The 16,699-nt window shown below is 42.3% G+C and carries 13 protein-coding genes and 2 pseudogenes; 7 read left to right on the top strand and 8 right to left on the bottom strand.

What is annotated here, in order from left to right; translation table 11 throughout:
- Window positions 1-18 precede the first annotated feature (18 nt).
- Window positions 19-1,218: an NO-inducible flavohemoprotein gene (gene hmpA, locus FKQ60_RS05170; protein ID WP_170906135.1), complete on the top strand. Its 1,200-nt coding sequence runs from the start codon at window positions 19-21 to the stop codon at window positions 1,216-1,218.
- A 65-nt stretch (window positions 1,219-1,283) separates the two neighbouring features.
- On the opposite strand, the gene FKQ60_RS05165 is transcribed toward hmpA, so the two are convergent.
- Window positions 1,284-1,493 (bottom strand): cold-shock protein, encoded by a 210-nt coding sequence (locus FKQ60_RS05165; protein ID WP_004396923.1) that lies wholly within the window; start codon window positions 1,491-1,493, stop codon window positions 1,284-1,286.
- Window positions 1,494-1,995: 502 nt separating this feature from the next.
- On the opposite strand from FKQ60_RS05165, the gene FKQ60_RS05160 reads away from it, so the two are divergent.
- The 4 genes from FKQ60_RS05160 (at window position 1,996) to FKQ60_RS05145 (ending at window position 5,489) form a co-directional block, all read left to right on the top strand.
- Window positions 1,996-2,355 (top strand): NADH:ubiquinone oxidoreductase, encoded by a 360-nt coding sequence (locus FKQ60_RS05160; protein WP_154170879.1) that lies wholly within the window; start codon window positions 1,996-1,998, stop codon window positions 2,353-2,355.
- A gap of 168 nt (window positions 2,356-2,523) precedes the next feature.
- A complete protein-coding gene (locus tag FKQ60_RS05155) occupies window positions 2,524-3,528 on the top strand; it encodes a response regulator (protein WP_154170880.1) in 1,005 nt (334 codons plus the stop codon).
- Complete coding sequence (locus FKQ60_RS05150) at window positions 3,528-3,971, top strand: diguanylate cyclase (protein ID WP_040905259.1); 444 nt, start codon at window positions 3,528-3,530, stop codon at window positions 3,969-3,971. Before FKQ60_RS05155 ends, FKQ60_RS05150 begins: the two co-directional genes overlap by 1 nt.
- A gap of 42 nt (window positions 3,972-4,013) precedes the next feature.
- On the top strand, window positions 4,014-5,489 hold the full coding sequence (locus FKQ60_RS05145; protein ID WP_170906134.1) for an NAD(P)H-hydrate dehydratase: 1,476 nt from the start codon (window positions 4,014-4,016) through the stop codon (window positions 5,487-5,489).
- On the opposite strand, the gene FKQ60_RS05140 is transcribed toward FKQ60_RS05145, so the two are convergent.
- On the bottom strand, window positions 5,479-6,477 hold the full coding sequence (locus FKQ60_RS05140) for a 2-hydroxyacid dehydrogenase (protein WP_154170882.1): 999 nt from the start codon (window positions 6,475-6,477) through the stop codon (window positions 5,479-5,481). The genes FKQ60_RS05145 and FKQ60_RS05140 overlap by 11 nt on opposite strands.
- Window positions 6,478-7,031: 554 nt before the next feature.
- Between FKQ60_RS05140 and FKQ60_RS05135 the strand changes: the two genes are divergently transcribed.
- On the top strand, window positions 7,032-8,078 hold the full coding sequence (locus FKQ60_RS05135) for a GMP reductase (protein WP_170906133.1): 1,047 nt from the start codon (window positions 7,032-7,034) through the stop codon (window positions 8,076-8,078).
- A gap of 501 nt (window positions 8,079-8,579) precedes the next feature.
- Complete coding sequence (locus FKQ60_RS05130) at window positions 8,580-10,115, top strand: DNA cytosine methyltransferase (RefSeq protein WP_170906132.1); 1,536 nt, start codon at window positions 8,580-8,582, stop codon at window positions 10,113-10,115.
- On the opposite strand, the gene FKQ60_RS05125 is transcribed toward FKQ60_RS05130, so the two are convergent.
- The 6 genes and pseudogenes from FKQ60_RS05125 to FKQ60_RS05100 form a co-directional block, all read right to left on the bottom strand.
- The gene (locus FKQ60_RS05125; protein WP_170906131.1) at window positions 10,099-11,469 is read right to left on the bottom strand and encodes a hypothetical protein; all 1,371 of its coding nucleotides are present in this window, start codon (window positions 11,467-11,469) and stop codon (window positions 10,099-10,101) included. The two genes, FKQ60_RS05130 and FKQ60_RS05125, sit on opposite strands and share 17 nt — an antisense overlap.
- Window positions 11,469-13,625 carry an ATP-binding protein gene (locus FKQ60_RS05120; protein WP_170906130.1) on the bottom strand — a complete coding sequence of 719 codons (2,157 nt, stop codon included), beginning with the start codon at window positions 13,623-13,625 and terminating at the stop codon, window positions 11,469-11,471. The genes FKQ60_RS05125 and FKQ60_RS05120 overlap by 1 nt, the downstream gene beginning before the upstream one ends.
- Before the next feature lie 58 nt (window positions 13,626-13,683).
- Window positions 13,684-14,265 carry a GIY-YIG nuclease family protein gene (locus FKQ60_RS05115; protein ID WP_170906129.1) on the bottom strand — a complete coding sequence of 194 codons (582 nt, stop codon included), beginning with the start codon at window positions 14,263-14,265 and terminating at the stop codon, window positions 13,684-13,686.
- A 386-nt stretch (window positions 14,266-14,651) separates the two neighbouring features.
- Window positions 14,652-14,879 (bottom strand): annotated as a pseudogene (locus tag FKQ60_RS05110) (TrmH family RNA methyltransferase); the annotation flags it as partial.
- Window positions 14,880-14,911: 32 nt separating this feature from the next.
- Window positions 14,912-15,076, bottom strand: a pseudogene (locus FKQ60_RS05105) (IS66 family transposase); the annotation flags it as partial.
- A 9-nt stretch (window positions 15,077-15,085) separates the two neighbouring features.
- Window positions 15,086-16,432 carry an ATP-binding protein gene (locus tag FKQ60_RS05100; RefSeq protein ID WP_170906128.1) on the bottom strand — a complete coding sequence of 449 codons (1,347 nt, stop codon included), beginning with the start codon at window positions 16,430-16,432 and terminating at the stop codon, window positions 15,086-15,088.
- Window positions 16,433-16,699: the final 267 nt, after the last annotated feature.

Below are 16,699 nucleotides of genomic sequence, written 5' to 3'. Positions count from 1 at the left end.
ATCAGGAGACGTCGATTTATGCTCAACAACCATACTATCGCAATCATTAAAAGTACGATTCCTTTACTAGAATCTGCAGGACCCGCACTTACGGCCCATTTTTATCAGCGTATGTTTACTCATAACCCTGAATTAAAAGATATTTTTAATATGACCCATCAAAAAACAGGTCGCCAAAGTGTTGCTCTGTTTAGTGCTGTCGCCGCTTACGCTAAAAATATCGATAACTTAGCGGCTCTCACTAGCGCTGTTGAACGTATCGCTCATAAACATACTAGTTTTAATATCCAACCGGATCATTATCAAATCGTTGGTCATCATTTGATTGAAACATTACGAGAGTTAGCACCAGAGGCCTTTACGAGCGAAGTAGAACAAGCGTGGACAGAAGCCTATCTCTTCTTAGCACAAATTTTTATTGATCGAGAAGGTGAGCTCTATTTACAGCGTAAACAAGCGATCGGCGGTTGGTCTAATGCACGCGAGTTTATTGTTGCAGAAAAGCGTCCAGAATCATTATTGGTGACCAGTTTTATCCTAAAACCCAAAGATGGTTTACCAGTACTTGCTCATCAAGCAGGTCAGTATATAGGATTAGAAGTGAAACCTGCGGGGCATCGATATCAAGAAATCCGCCAATATTCGTTATCTCACGCGACAAACGGCGAGTATTACCGGATATCGGTTAAGCGTGAAGGAGCGGACAATCAAAACGCAGGGGTAGTCTCGCACTATTTGCACGATAACGTTCAAGTTGGCGACTCGGTTGCTCTATATGCGCCAGCGGGTGATTTTTACTACGTTGAGCGTCAGCGTCCAGTGGTACTTATTTCTGCTGGCGTCGGTGTTACTCCGATGCAAGCGATGTTACAGACTCTTGCCGAGCAGGATAAAAATCGGGTTCATTATTTATACGCTTGTCATGATCGACAACAACACACCTTTTTAGAAGAAACGGCGACACTCATCGCAGCCCAGCAAACCTCAGGCAAAGAATGGCAACAGCAGGTTTGGTATTTACGTGGTGAAGGCGCTAACACGCATACTGGTCAAATGGATTTATCAGCCGTCACTTTGCCAATTAATGATGGGGATTATTATCTCTGTGGTCCACTTGGTTTTATGGAAAATATAGTCAAACAGTTGATGAGTTTAGGCGTTGATGCGGAACGGATTCATTATGAAGTGTTTGGCCCTCATGCCGAGCTGAATCGTTAAGATATGAGAATATAAAATGAAAATAGCCAGCTAAAAAGCTGGCTATTAAGTATTAGGTTCGTCTATTACAGGACTTTGATGCTTTCAGCTTGAGGGCCTTTTTGACCTTGTGTGATCACAAACTCAACTTTTTGGCCTTCAGCCAAAGTGCGGAAACCTTCACTTTGGATAGCACTGAAATGAGCAAAAACGTCAGGACCGTTTTCTTGTTTAATGAAGCCGAAACCTTTAGTTTCGTTGAACCATTTAACGGTACCAGTAACAGGAGTAGACATAGTAAAAATCCTAAAAAACATTTTGTATATAGGCCGAATTCGGCACGGATAGCATGGAAAAGTAGCTTGCTATTGCGTACGACACGACGGGAGTTACAAGGAATCCAACGAAACAATGTGTATACAACGAACTTCATTTCTAGCTGTCAGTGAGTCTAGATCAATCTGTATCGTTGTCAATTGGAACTTGCGATGAATTGCAAGAGTTTTAATTATTTTTTGCTCTAGGTGTCATTTCTGTGTAATTGATCATGTACTCAGTTCACTTTTAGCTCCAGTATGGGGGGAATCTTTGAGCGTTTATTGCTTGTTAAAGAAAGGCTTGTTATCGCTATAGCGCGAAAATGGCTCTGTGAGCTAACCTCAAGAGTTCAATGATCAACCTTGTCTTTTATTATGCAAATGCGTACATAATAAAGCGTTAATATGAGGTGTGGGTCGAGGTGAGTAGAACGGCCTCATTTTAGCGGCATATTTCCTCCTTTCACTAAGGTAGGCCACGATGAAAATATTAATCATTGCTGCGGTCTCTTTATTCGTCGCTATTCTCGCCTCCGCCGAGCACTTTCCTTCGTTATTACTTGGTTCTCTTACTGCTATCACGGCCGTCGCCGGGTGTTATGGTTTGGCGTTTAGTCGCGCACGATTTCCCGAACAAGGATTACTGCTGCTTTTTTGCGGTTTACTATTTAAGTTTGCGATCACCATTATTGGTGTCGTTTGGGGGATGGCGATGGGTTGGATGACTTCTCCTGCGATCTTTGCACTCTCGTATTTAATTTTCTCTATCGCGGCGACGTCATTAGGCTTTTATCTTCGCTCCCGTCAACGGGCCGCTCCTTCGCCAATGACTAAATCGTGATGTTAAGCTTACGGATAGCTTGGCTATATGACTTCACCGTATCGAGTAACGTCATCAAATGGTTTTTAAAAAGTGCCATTTATCAATAATTAAATCACGATAACCTAGTACGCTGATTCGATTTGGGTATACACTTTTAATTAATAAAAGCTAACAATAGGTGGTGGTATGTCTTACCCAGTGTTGATCTGCGATGATTCTGCATTAGCCCGAAAACAAATGGCTCGCTCTTTACCCGCTTCGTTGAATGCAGACATCACCTTTGCTGTACACGGTGTTGATGCATTGGAGCAGCTTGATAAGCACTCGTTTAAGTTAATGTTCTTAGATTTAACCATGCCAGAGTTAGATGGTTTTGAAACGCTTGAAGCGATGCGAGCGCGTGGTGATCAGACTCCCGTGGTGGTGGTCTCTGGTGACATCCAACCCAAAGCCAAAGAGCGAGTGATGGCGCTCGGTGCTCGCGCATTTATTCAAAAACCTATTGATAAAACGATCTTAAACGATGTTCTGCGTGAGCTGGTTGAGCCGCCGACGCAGCCGCGTATTGTCACGCCAGTTTCGATTGATCTGCCTATCTTACGGCGTCGTGATGTTTACATGGAAGTGGCTAACGTATCGATTGGTCAAGCGGCCGACGCGTTGGCACGCCATTTTGATGTGTTTGTTGAGTTACCTTTACCTAATATCAATATCTTAGAAGTCAGTGAACTGCATATGGCTTTGCGTGATCTGGCCGATAATGTTCAGGTTTCTGGTGTTTGTCAGGGCTTTAGTGGCGAAGGGATTGCTGGAGAGGCTTTGGTGTTACTCAGTGATTCCAGTGTCGCGGATTTAAAAAAATTAATGAAAGTCCCGGTGGACAGCGAAGAGTTGGAAGAGCTTGAATTATTAATGGACGTTTCGAATATTTTGGTCGGCTCATTTCTTAATGGGCTCGGTCAACAATCGGAGGTGCGCTTTTTTCAAAGCTCGCCCGTCTTACTTGGTCAACATATTTCGATAGACTCGGTGATTCAATCAACCGCAGGTTCATTTACCAAAACCATGACTTTTGAGGTCAGCTATAATATTGAAGGCACCTCAATTCGTTGTGATCTGCTGTTTATGTTTGTCGATGAGTCGTTGCCGTTGCTCGATAATAAACTGGCTTATCTAATGGAGGATTTTTAATGCTTTCTCTCCCTGCTGAATTTGAGCAATTCCACTGGATGGTGGACATGGTCCAGAACGTTGATATGGGATTAATCGTCTTAAATCGAGACTACGAAGTACAGGTATGGAATGGGTTTATGACCCATCACAGTGGTAAGCATGGTCATGATGTGATTGGCAAATCTATCTTTACTATTTTTCCTGAAATCCCGTCAGACTGGTTTAAATTAAAAACCAAGCCCGTTTATGACTTAGGCTGTCGCAGTTTCATCACTTGGCAGCAGCGCCCTTATCTCTTCAAGTGTCGTAATGTCCGGCCCATTACCCAACAAGCGGATTTTATGTACCAAAATATCACTCTTAACCCGATGCGTACGCCGACAGGAAAAATCAATTCTCTTTTTCTGTCTATTCAAGATGCGACCACCGAGGCGTTGGCCTCTTTACAATCTCGACAGTAAGTTAACGCGATGTGTCTTATCTAGTGTTGTAGGAAAATTATCATGCCTTTGCCCAGACTTTTTTATACCCCACAGCAAGTCAAACAAGGTGAACAGTTAGCCGCTAAGGCGCAAGGTTTAGAAATGTTTCGGTTGATGGAGCGTGCTGGCCAAGCGGTATTTACCATTGCTTTAGCTCAGTATCCGGCTTCTCATCACTGGTTAGTGTGTTGTGGCAGCGGCAATAATGGTGGCGATGGTTATATTGTTGCACGGCTGGCTCAATCGGTGGGTATTCAAGTCACGGTATGGCAGTTCGGCGATCCTGAATGTTTACGTGATGATGCACGAAAAGCTTATTATCACTGGTTAGATAGTGGCGGAGAAGTTTTTCCTTGTAGCGATACTATTCCAGATCATATCGATGTGATTATTGATGGATTACTAGGCATTGGTATTAAGGGAGCCGTTCGTCCTAAATTGCAAGCGGTGATCGAGACGATTAATGACCATTCCGCCCCTGTCGTTGCGATTGATGTGCCATCGGGTTTATGCGCTTTGACAGGATGTGCGCTTGGTTGTGCTATTTATGCGCAGCATACGGTGAGTTTTGTCGGCTTAAAACAAGGTTTAGTGACAGGGGAAGCGAGGGATTATGTTGGCCATCTGCATTTTGCAGGGTTAGGCATCGAAGAAGCTTTTAATGCGCAAAATAGCCCTACGCTGAAAGCTATCGATGTCAAGTCACCTCAGCGTTACTTACAGCCCAGATCAAGGACCGCTCATAAAGGTTTGCATGGTAAGGCGCTCTTTATTGGTGGTAATAGTGGTATGGGGGGCGCCGCCATTTTAGCCGCGCAGGCTTGTGTACGAACGGGAAGTGGTCTGAACGCAGCCTTGGTTCACCCCGGAAATACCACAGCGATGTTGGTCAGTTGCCCTGAGGTGATGGTCGCCAGTTGGTCGGATGCCAGTTTGCTTGAACAACGTTTAGCATGGTGCAGCGTGGTTGCCATTGGTCCTGGTTTAGGACGAGATGAAAAAGCGCAACAGCTAATCAGAGAAGTTCAAAGCCTCAATAAGCCGAAAATAATGGATGCGGATGCGTTGTATTTCCTCGCTCAATCCGCCTGTTTCGATCAGCAGCGAATTATCACACCTCACCCTGCAGAGGCCGCAAGAATGCTCGCGACCGATGTTGAAATTATCGAAGCCGATCGCTTTCAGGCCGCACGCGCCTTACAGCAAAAATACGGCGGCGTTGTGGTATTAAAAGGCGCTGGTACCTTAGTCTATGACGGGGAAAGCCTGTATGTATGCTTGGCGGGTAATCCCGGCATGGCGAGTGGTGGTATGGGGGATGTGTTGACTGGGGTGATAGCTTCCCTACTTGCGCAAGGACTCTCTTTGTTTGATGCGGCTAAAGTAGGGGTTTTGATCCACAGTCAAGCGGCGGACCAAAACGCCCATGAGCATGGCGAAAGAGGGCTCATCGCGAGCGATCTCATTCCCCATTTACGCCGTTTAGTTAATCGTTGATCAACTCATTGCCGGATAGCTTACCTTGGCTAAATACTAGAATATTATTTAATGTGGTTTGCGCGATATTATTTAACGCATCTTCGGTCAAGAAAGCTTGGTGTCCGGTAAAGAGTACATTGTGGCATGATGATAAACGGCGGAACACATCATCAACAATCACATCATTAGATTTGTCTTGGAAGAACAGATCTTTCTCATTGTCATACACATCTAAGCCTAATGAGCCTATACGACCACGTTTCAACGCTTCAATTGCCGCCGCAGAATCAAGCAGTTCTCCGCGACTGGTGTTGATGATCATCACTTTATCTTTCATTTGATCAAACGCTTGCTCATTGAGCAGATGATAATTTTCTTTCGACATGGGGCAGTGCAACGTGATCACATCACTATTGGCGTATAGCTCAGGCAGCTCGACGTATTTTGCCCCTAATTCAAGCGCGGCTGGATTTTGATAAGGGTCGTAGCAAAGCACCGTCATACCAAGCCCTTTTAAAATCCGCATGGTGGCAACCCCAATTTTCCCCGTACCGATCACCCCAACGGTTTTACCATAAAAGTTAAAGCCGACTAAACCTTCTAAAGAAAAGTTCGCCTCTCTGGTGCGTTGGTAGGCTTTATGAAAACGACGGTTAAGGCACATCATTAAGCCTACGGTATGCTCAGCCACCGCTTCTGGTGAATAGGCAGGGACCCGCACTACCTGTAAACCTAATTGTTTCGCTGCTGCCAAATCAACTTTATCAAAACCGGCGCAGCGCATGGCAATTAAACGAGTGCCACCTTGATAAAGTGTTTGCAGCACTTCTGCATCCAATTCATCATTTACAAAAGCGCAAACGACTTGGCAATCTTTAGCCATTTGTGCGGTCTTTTGGGTTAAACGGAAATCATGAAAATGAAAGGTGAGCTGCTGAGGGTCAATAAATCGGTTGAAAGAGAGTTCATCGTAGTTTTTCGCGCTAAAAAAAGCGACATTGATCATGGTGCTGTCTCCTCAAATAAGATCAGGCGAGTCAAAATAGTACGCACTAATGAGTATCATTGTTCTCGGTATAAACCTAATCGTAATAAAAATAAACCTCATTTTTTCTCTGGGATAGAGAGGTTCAGCCAGTGTTTCAGTCACATTCATCTCAAGAAACCGTTGTCGCAACCGTTTGCAAACGAGGTCTGCCATCACACTTTTACTAAAGATCAAACATAAAATGCCACAGGCGGGTTTTATTGCTCAAAGCGTTAAATAAAACACATTTAGAAGAGTTGGTGTTAACTTGTTGATTTAACGTGTTTAATGGACTTTTTTTGCGTGTGGGAGGATGTCGTTAGATAAAGGATATGAAATCTTCGCTAGCGTAGCACAAAAAAAAGTGAAATATCAGACTTGCCGGAAAGAAATCACGCCCTATAATGCTGAAAACCGGAGCGTCTGCCAACGCTCCGGTTTTTTTGTGTCCGAAACATACTCAGGTCTGCCAACTTGGGTATGCCGCACCCTTGCGCTAAGGCACAAACAGTGAATTAACTAAGGAAATAACCATGCGTATCGAACAAGAACTTAAGTTAGGTTTTAAAGATGTCCTGTTTCGCCCGAAACGTTCTACTCTCAAAAGTCGTTCTCAAGTTAACTTAACCCGCGATTTTACCTTCAAGCATAGTGGCCGTCAATGGTCTGGCGTGCCTGTGATTGCCGCCAACATGGACTCGGTAGGCAGTTTCGCGATGGCGAAAGCTCTCGCTGAACATGGGGTCATGACCGCGATTCATAAGCACTACACAGTGCAAGATTGGGCTGACTTTGTGCAAACAGCGAATGGTGAAACCTTAAATAAGGTGATGGTTTCTACCGGCACTTCACCGCAAGATTTCCAGAAAACTCAAGATATTATGGCATTATCGGATGATCTGCTGTTTATCTGTATTGATATTGCTAACGGTTATTCAGAGCATTTGGTCGATTACGTACAGCAAGTGCGTGCGGCCTTCCCTGATAAAGTGATTTCTGCGGGTAACGTAGTGACAGGGGATATGTGTGAAGAGCTGATCCTCGCTGGCGCGGATATGGTTAAAGTTGGTATTGGTCCAGGTTCGGTTTGTACCACACGGGTGAAAACGGGCGTGGGTTACCCTCAGCTCTCGGCGATCATTGAGTGTGCCGATGCTGCCCATGGTTTAGGCGGTCGTATCATCGGTGATGGTGGCTGCGCTTGTCCGGGCGATGTGGCGAAAGCCTTTGGCGGCGGCGCTGATTTTGTCATGCTAGGCGGTATGTTAGCCGGTCATGAAGAAGCGGGCGGTGAGCTGGTGGTGAAAGACGGCGAAACCTTCATGAAGTTCTACGGCATGTCGTCAAAGAGCGCGATGGAGAAGCACTCTGGCGGCGTAGCAGGTTACCGCGCTGCGGAAGGTAAAACCGTATTATTGCCATACCGCGGCAGTGTCCACGGTACCATTCAAGACATCCTCGGTGGCGTGCGATCAACTTGCACTTACGTAGGCGCATCGGAGCTTCGCGAGCTCACTAAGCGTACGACTTTTATCCGCGTGTTGGAGCAAGAGAATACGGTGTTTGGTAAAGAGAAGTAAGCCAATACTTCGAAAATAATGAACATAAAAAGAGCCGTTTCTAACGGCTCTTTTTTAATGAAGTTGTAATCACTGAATGGGTGACTTTCCCCCATCGTTTGCGCTATGTTGCGAAGCTTATGGTTATCCACATCGCTATTCATCAATGTGTGGTCGTAGGATGGATACTTCTATAAGTCGCAGCTTTACTTTTAGTAGTAAAGCCCCTGCGAACACGCTTATTATTGGCCCTATCGGGTAGTATTCGTAAATCTAGGGTTTGTGGATCTGCCTTTTAAGTTGCCGATGGACATAATAAAAACCACGGTTAATGTATGTATAAACAGTGCAAAGGTGATGTAATTTTTAGCAATGTTTTAAAACGAAGATTGTGAACATGTTTAATAAGTAAACAATGATTGGCTCTGTTTGAAATCAATGCAGATAAACATGAGAAATTGATTGCCAGGACGATCAAGCCTGGTATGATTGCCGGGCATTGAAATAGCTGTATATGAGACAATGGAAACTGGTGAAATCCTCGTAATTGACTTGTTCGCTGGCCCTGGCGGGTTGGGTGAAGGTGTGTCTTCTTGTGTACATGAAAATGGCAATAAGCCATTTCAAATCGGTATGTCTGTAGAAAAAGAACCCTCAGCTCATAGAACACTTACAACTCGAGCTTTTTTCCGCAAAATCTGTGATATTGAGAATGCTCTAGATAGCTATAATGCATATTTAAACGGTCAAATTACACGTGACGAACTGTTTGAACGTTTTCCTAACGAAGCGCAAGAAGCAAAACAAGAAACCTTATTTGCTCCGCATGCACTAGGTGAACATAACAACGATATTCACGAACGCATTCGTGAACTTGTTGCTGCTCATGGCAACCGTCCAAAAGTTGTTATTGGTGGCCCTCCTTGTCAAGCATATTCCTTAGCAGGACGTTCTCGTAATGCTGGTGTTGTGGATTACAAAGCAGAAAAAGATGAACGCCACTTCCTGTACAAAGAATACTTAAAGGTTATTTCTATCGCTCAACCGGACGCTTTCGTTATGGAAAACGTACGAGGTATTTTGTCTGCAAAAGTTGATGGTGAAGTTATGTTCCCTCGAATTTTGAAAGACTTAAAAGCTCCAGGTCGAGTGACAAAAATCGCTAGCCCTAGATACAAAGTGTTTTCGTTGGTTGTCGAAGTGGAAAACCCGAATGATCCAACATATGAATACTCAAGCGACTATCTTATTAGGTCAGAAGACTATGGTGTACCTCAAGCTCGCCACCGTGTTATTTTGCTTGGGGTTCGTGAAGATATTGAACGAGTACCAGGTACGTTGATACCACATGAACAGCAAACCACAGTAGCGCAAGTAATCGCAGATTTACCTGCATTAAGAAGTGGTTTTTCTAAGCGTGAAGACAACGGAAAAGAGTGGGAGAAGGAAGTCGCTAAAAATGCTACTTGTGTAAAGAAACTACTTAGAAAGCAATTTGCTGGTGCAGCAGACTTAGATTTAAAACCGCTAAAGAACTTACAGAGAAGTGCCACTCTTCCTGTTAATCAACCTGTGTTGATACCAGAGCATTTAATTGACTGGTATAGAAATAACGCACCAACGTGTGTGCTAAACCATGAAACACGCGGACATATGGATAGCGATTTACTTCGCTATGCATACAGCGCTGCGTTTACCATGCTTAGTGGCGGTGTTTCACCAAAAGCTCGTGATTTTCCCACTGATTTGGCGCCTGCTCATGAAAACTGGGACACAGGAACACACGCCGACCGCTTTAGAACACAAGCGGCAAACAAGTACTCAACAACCGTAACCAGCCATATATCCAAAGATGGTCATTACTTCATACACTATGATCCAAAGCAATGTCGAAGCTTAACTGTCCGTGAAGCCGCTCGTTTACAAACCTTTCCAGATAACTATTTATTTGAAGGCAATAGAACGCAACAGTATGTGCAGGTTGGGAATGCTGTGCCACCGTATTTGGCACAGCAGATAGGACAAGTAGTTATGGAGTTACTTAGTCAAAACGAATAATTCCAGGTCTTGCTGCGTGTTGTGATGCTTTAAAGCTTATATCAGATAATATTTGGTCTTTAAGTCTAAACACTGGTGTTCCTAGCCATTTGTTAAAATCTGGAATTACTCCGACTTGATACATAAAACTAACTTTCACAATGTATTCTTCACCGCAGATGATTACGTTAGGTAAGCGATAGACTCCAGCGTGGGCGGTATCATTTGATTTTTCTCCAAAAAATGTGAAGTTTTCAAACTTTTTAGGAATCATTGCAGATATGAAGTACCTATTCATCTTAGTCTTCTTCTGCGCTTGATCGCATTCAGCTGATAACTCAAGAAAGCCAATTTTAGTTGCATTGCGGGCTGCGTCTCTTTCCCTTTTATCTCCTCTAGTACCATTTAAAAACTCATCGTTTAGTAGTGTCTTTATTTCACGCCCCAAATTTTGAATTATTCTTTTTTTGTTATTAGTATCAATCAGATATGATGGATTAAACTCGATCCAAGTTCCCCGTTTGTTCTTTTTGGAATCCCCGTAAAGCTCTTCAATATGATAAAAAGAATTGAGATGAGCTTTAACATCATCATCAGCACGTAAACGAGTGCCGATTTCGTTGGCAGCATTAAGCCAGACAGACTTATCGATAAGGGTATGCATAGATTGAATATGGTCATGCAAGACAGGCTCTAAACCCAATTCTATAGCTACTGCTGGTTCGTCTTTTGCATTTTTTGTCCCAAGAGTCTCATTACCTATTACAGCTAACATAGTTTTAAGTTTGTCAGTAGTAGATGATTGGAAATCCTCGATGCTACTAAAATCCGAAGGTCTTGCGAGCTTGAAAAGAGAGTCAGTAGTTAATTGCGCCGCTTTAGATATTCGATTTTCCCAACCGAACATTGCATGAAATATTGCATTATCTTTAAACAAACTAGCCACTTTATCGACTAATTCTGCTGGTCGAGCTTTAAAGTGTGCCTTGTCTAAAACGCCACAATGAATAGGGGCAGGGATTGTCTTATGACGTTCTGAGATTAACTTCATCACAGCTTCAACAGTGCTTGTATTTTTTGACCAAAAATAAAGTAAATATGGTCCATCAATAGCCAATTTTTTTAGAACTTCAGCGATAGGTCCGACTAGCTTTTTGGGGTCAATTTGGTGCTCTTGGAGATTTAGATCAGTAATAATCACACGAGGATGAATCACACCTAAATTAATGTGATCAATACCTGAAACATTACTCGGATCTGAGTTTTTGTAATGAATTGGAAAACATGGATATCCAGCAGATGTCAAACTGTTCTGAATATCATCCAAGTCATCTTTTTTATCATCGATTAGTACAATACCTGGCAAGCTTATCATTATTGTCTTTCCTGATTAAATATCATTACCACTGCAGCTCCCTGATATGCTTCAGGTAAATCCAAATCTTCTGGGTCACATATTTGCAGTCTACCGCCAATACTTTCCATGACCTTATCTGCGTAGTAGAGACCAACGCCCATGCCACCGGGTCTTGATGTTTTAAACGGTTGTATCGCTTCTTCAGGGGTTAGGCTAAAGCCCGGACCATTATCCATCACGATAATTGCGGGACCTTCTTTAAACCAATTAGGTAAGCTATCAATTCTTATCGCTGGAATGTATTGCCCATCTTCTTTTTCCGCTTTAAGGCTTGTCCAGTGGATTGAATTGTCTATTAAATTAGTAAGGGTTGCTTGTAACAATCCAAATGGAGCAGTAACTTTAAAAGACTCTGATTCGCCACTATTTAGCGGGCAAGATATAGCTATTTTATGGTGACTGAATCGATGCTCATTGAGACTTACGATTTTTTGTGTCAATGCTTTTATGTCAAAAGTTTTTTGTTCATTGCGGCGTAGTAGTGGAGCAAATCCTTCAAGAAGTTCAGCTAAGTGCTCAGCTCTCTTCAATAATGTTTCATAGTCCTCTGAATTTCTAATGGAAGTATTTAAATCGTCCACACCACGTTCAACCTCATGGAATATAACCGCAAGGTTAATTCCTGCGATACCAGAGCTAAGCGTTACTTCGCGCATTTGTAAGTAATCAGATTCAATCTGAACAACTTTGTTGCTCATTTCTTCTTCAAGACCATGTTTCTTAATTGCATCTTTAATATCTTGAATACTTTCAGCAAACCTAGTTGTAGCAGGTGACGCATCTTTAACATCACCTTTGAGATAATTATCTAGTGCTTCTCGGTCTTTTCGGTGCTTTAGATGGAAGTTTTCTATTACACTAGCTATGATCCATCTAAATCGTCTATATGTGTCGTTTTCATCAAAACCTTCACGATTAGTTTTTTCTTTGAGGCCTGAACTTTTTTCTAAGTTTAAATCGACACCACCAATAACCATGCCAGTATCAATTCTTTGCCCTGGCATATTGATACGACCAGCGTTTAAACCAAGCCAATCATCCTTCCCTTCGCCATAGTTAAATACGCGGATTCCATCTCTGTAGACTCGAACGCCAGACTGCTCTTTAAGATATTCTTTAATTAATTGAGGTGAGCCAGTGGCACTCAGAACCGCGGGGGTTTTCATGAACACATAAAATGTTCCTGAAGTTGGTCCTATATCTTTCAAATCTTCAGGGTTCATGAGTAAAGATTCTCTAATACCTACTTCTCGAGCTAGTTCCTCTTCTTTAGTTGGTTTTAGCAATTCGAGTCGTGTGTCAGTATCCTCAACATATGATTTTGCAAGCTCTCTGAATGTCTGGGGTGGGTTATAGGTATACGTAGACGAAAACTTGCCGTCTTCATCAATAATAAAATCATATGTCCAAAGTGCTTTGCTGAGGATATCTTTAGCATCTAGTAAATCCGCAATGTCTTTTTCTCGGCCAGGTATCTTCAAGTTTACCTCGAAGTCTGAGACTGTTTTAAACGGAGATATTAGGCTAGTTAAAAGTCGCTTAAGTCGTCTCAGATCACCTCTTGTCCAATGCGTGTTATTTAATGCTCTGATCTCTATCCTAGTCCCTGTCTCTGAATCAAAAAATTCAGGTGTGTCAAGTGGGGTAATGGTTACTTTAGTATCTTCGATATATGCCGCCTCGCTAATTAATCTTGGCCAATCAATAGATATTTTGTATTCCTTTGCGTTTTCAGCGCGGGTATTGATTATTAGCTGACTTCCAAGTTTATGTACAGCAAGGCGCCCCACACCTTTTTCACCCAAAGGAAGGCGGTTGAACCCTGGGGTTCTAACTTTATTTTTGCTTCTTTTACTATCTGTACCGATTTCCATCCATTTATTTAATATGTCATCTTCAGTCATTCCAAAGCCTTCATGATCCCAAACAATTATATTTGGTGTCTTATCTTCCAAGTTAAGTGTGACATCAACGCTTCTAGCATTCGCATCATAAGCATTTTTAACAAGCTCAAATACAGCTAGACGGTCATCACCAATTAATTCATCACCTAGTAACTTCAGAAGATGTGCATTTGCTCTAAATGGTTTTACTAAAGGTTTATTATTTGCCATTTATACAGAACCTTAAATTAATTCGAATGAAATAATATTTATATTAGAGACATTTCCACTATTGCAATTTTTTGTATTTTCTACGGCACCCATCTGGATAAATTCCCAATACGCCTTCCTTTAGAAGAAGTCCTAATACACTGTAGGTAAGGAAATCTTGTTGCTTTCCTTGATGCGCAGATTGTAAGCCTAAGTAATGTGCACAGTCTGAGTTTGTAATCCCATCTGGGTTTTCTTCAGATAACGACGTTATTGAATCTTTGATTAATTTTAGACCTAACTGTGCTTTTTCAACTGCACCATTCGGTACTACGATGTTCTTATCTATTTTGCGTTTTATAGATTTCGGTATTACTGAATTATAGAGTGAGCCACCATTATCGATGGTGCCGAAGCTATTGATTAGCTCGAGTTCTATTTGGAGGGCTTGCTCTTCTGTTAGGTTTTCGACGACTCGTGAGATGATAGGGGAACTTCCACTATCGAGAATTTCTTGAATGAATCTGCCTTTACGTGTGTCGTCGACTTTCTTTAAATGGTCCGTTGCTCTGCTGCCTGTACCTTTACCAATATAGAAGACTCGAGCAGGCTTCTCTCTAGGATCTTTTAATGAGTAGACGTAATATGTATTGCTCATCATACTTTCTCCATCACCGCCGCAACTTTACTTACATCCTTCACATTCATATCAATCAGATAGGTGCTGCTTGCACCTTGTTGAATTTCCTTCCTTCTCACGTATTGCTCTAGTCGATATGGGTATAGGTCTTTTTCCATAGACGGATAATCATTTCAAATTAAAACAGTGGCGCGAGTTGAAACTCGAACTCCCGATCTTAAATATAGTCAGTGAGTTGGGAGGATACCATCATGCTTTCATATCAAGTAGCACTTCATGCGTTTTTTATGACTTATGAAACTTTTTCTCTGGCTTAAGCCGTCGTCTATTAACGAGCGTAAAGGTGGCAATAAGTGAGGTGTATTCAGCTAAATCTGACGATAAAGCTGCTGCCGAGTCGAAAAATCTCAGCTTTCCTTCACCCGCAAACGGTTTTTGTTATCGCGATTAGCAATGACTTGCGCGTGGTCGTCTATCGCACCGAGTGTTTTTGCTAAGCGATTGTACATCACCACATTGACGGTTGCGGCGAGATTCATGCAGCCGTGAGTGGGGATGTAAACAACATGATGGGCTTTGTCGACCAGCTCTTGTGGCAGTGAACCATCTTCCAGGCCAAACAGATAAATGGCTTGTAACCGTTCACCAGTAGGTAATTGACTTTTGTCTACAGGCCAAGAACGTTTGGGTATGCTTGACGAGCCGAGACCGCCTGTACGATCTGCGTCAGTACAGACAGGCTGGATAGTCCACGTTTCTTGCAGGTTTCTACCAACGTATGCATTCGATCTCTGAACTTATCACCGGCGTCTGAGGTGGTACCAAAGCGAATTGGTGTTGATTACGCTTGATACTCTTTCATTGTTTCAACTAAGTTATCCAATGAAAATCCACGATATTCAATGTCATAACCTTTTAGATTTAACTTTTGCAAAAGGCAGTGAGATTTCTCTATTAATTTGGCCTCACTGTAACGTTTTTGCTGTCTCTTTACTTCGGCAATGAGTATTTTTTTATCTAAGTCATTAATAGCCACTATGTCGATTTCATTGTGACCTTTTGCATCCCAGTATCCACCAATCTTTCCGAACTGCTTTGATTCAACCAATATCGCGACGAACAGGCTCTCTAATTCCAGACCAGAGTACACAGTGAAATCTCGTTCAATATATCTTCGGATGTATTCGTAGTTCTCCATCTCAACAGCACTTTTGTTGGCATGAATGAATCGAAACCAAAAGTTTAGAAACGGATCGGAAATAGAGTAACGAATATCTCGTGAGTTCTCTTTAGAGCTAATCGGGCGCTTTTTGGTAATAACATTAAAAACTTCATCAAGCTTTTCCAGATGAACACCGACACTCATACCTAAGAAGTTTTCAATTCGAGCACGGCTTGTATTGCCTTTTGATATCGCACCAAGAATATCGAAGTAAATTCGATGCTCTGAGCCAAAATCTTCAACGAGTCGATGAGTGCCTTCTTTTATTAGTGGTGAAAACTCGGAGATTACCGCCTCAAATAAGTCATCGTTCTCAGCAGAAAATCGGGTTAACCACTCGAGGTACTTTGGTATTCCGCCAGACAGGCACCACCATCGAAGCATGTTTTCAGCATCAAATTGATCGTGATCTTTCATTACCTCGGCGATATAAGAAGGCTGCAAAGGTTGAATTTTAAAGAATCTATCATCACGATTGAATAGAGGTTCGTCTTTGCCTTTGAAAATTTTTGTCATCATGCTGTAGAGGGAGCCACAACACACTAAGTGCATCATTGAGTCCCTCTTGTTTGCATCCCATAAATTTTGAATATCGGAGAATAGAGCAGGGTTGACGATGTCGATATCTTGAAACTCGTCAATGATGATGGTTAGAGGTTTTTGTTTTGTGTAATCCAACAAGAACTCGATGATATCTCGCAGTGATTGGGGCTGGAAAAACTTAACGCCAAGCTCACTATTGATGATTTCTGCGAATTCTGCCACTAAGGAGTTTTCACTCTTTCGGCTTATGAAAAGGTAAAGGAATTGGGTATTTTCTTGCTGAAAAGCTTCGTTTAAAAGACGGGTTTTACCTACGCGTCTTCTTCCAACCATTACGCTAAGTTGCCCCTTTGTTTTTACTATCTGCTCAGAAACCGTTTGTAGAGCTTTTAATTCTTTCTGACGGTTATAAAATTTTTTCATTGCGTTCCACTTTTTTCACGGACTAGCAATAGAATAGAGCATTAGTCAATTACTGTAAATAAAGTTACCGTAAAATTAGTTACAGTAACTTTATTTACACTAACTCATATGCCATAAAGTGGTCTTCAGGCATGAAAAGTTGTTGGTTTTACTCGCTGTCAATCTAGTATCTTGATTCCGTTAGCGTTGAATTTTAAATATTAGGCTAACAACTTTTAGAGCAGCTGTGCGTTACGCTGATCACCTCTCAGCATGTTTCTGGGCAAA

It is taken from the genome of Vibrio sp. A11, assembly GCF_013048705.1.
Lineage (GTDB): Bacteria > Pseudomonadota > Gammaproteobacteria > Enterobacterales > Vibrionaceae > Vibrio > Vibrio metschnikovii.
Note: the sequence above shows the minus strand (reverse complement) of the source record. Positions and strands in the feature narration are given on the sequence as shown.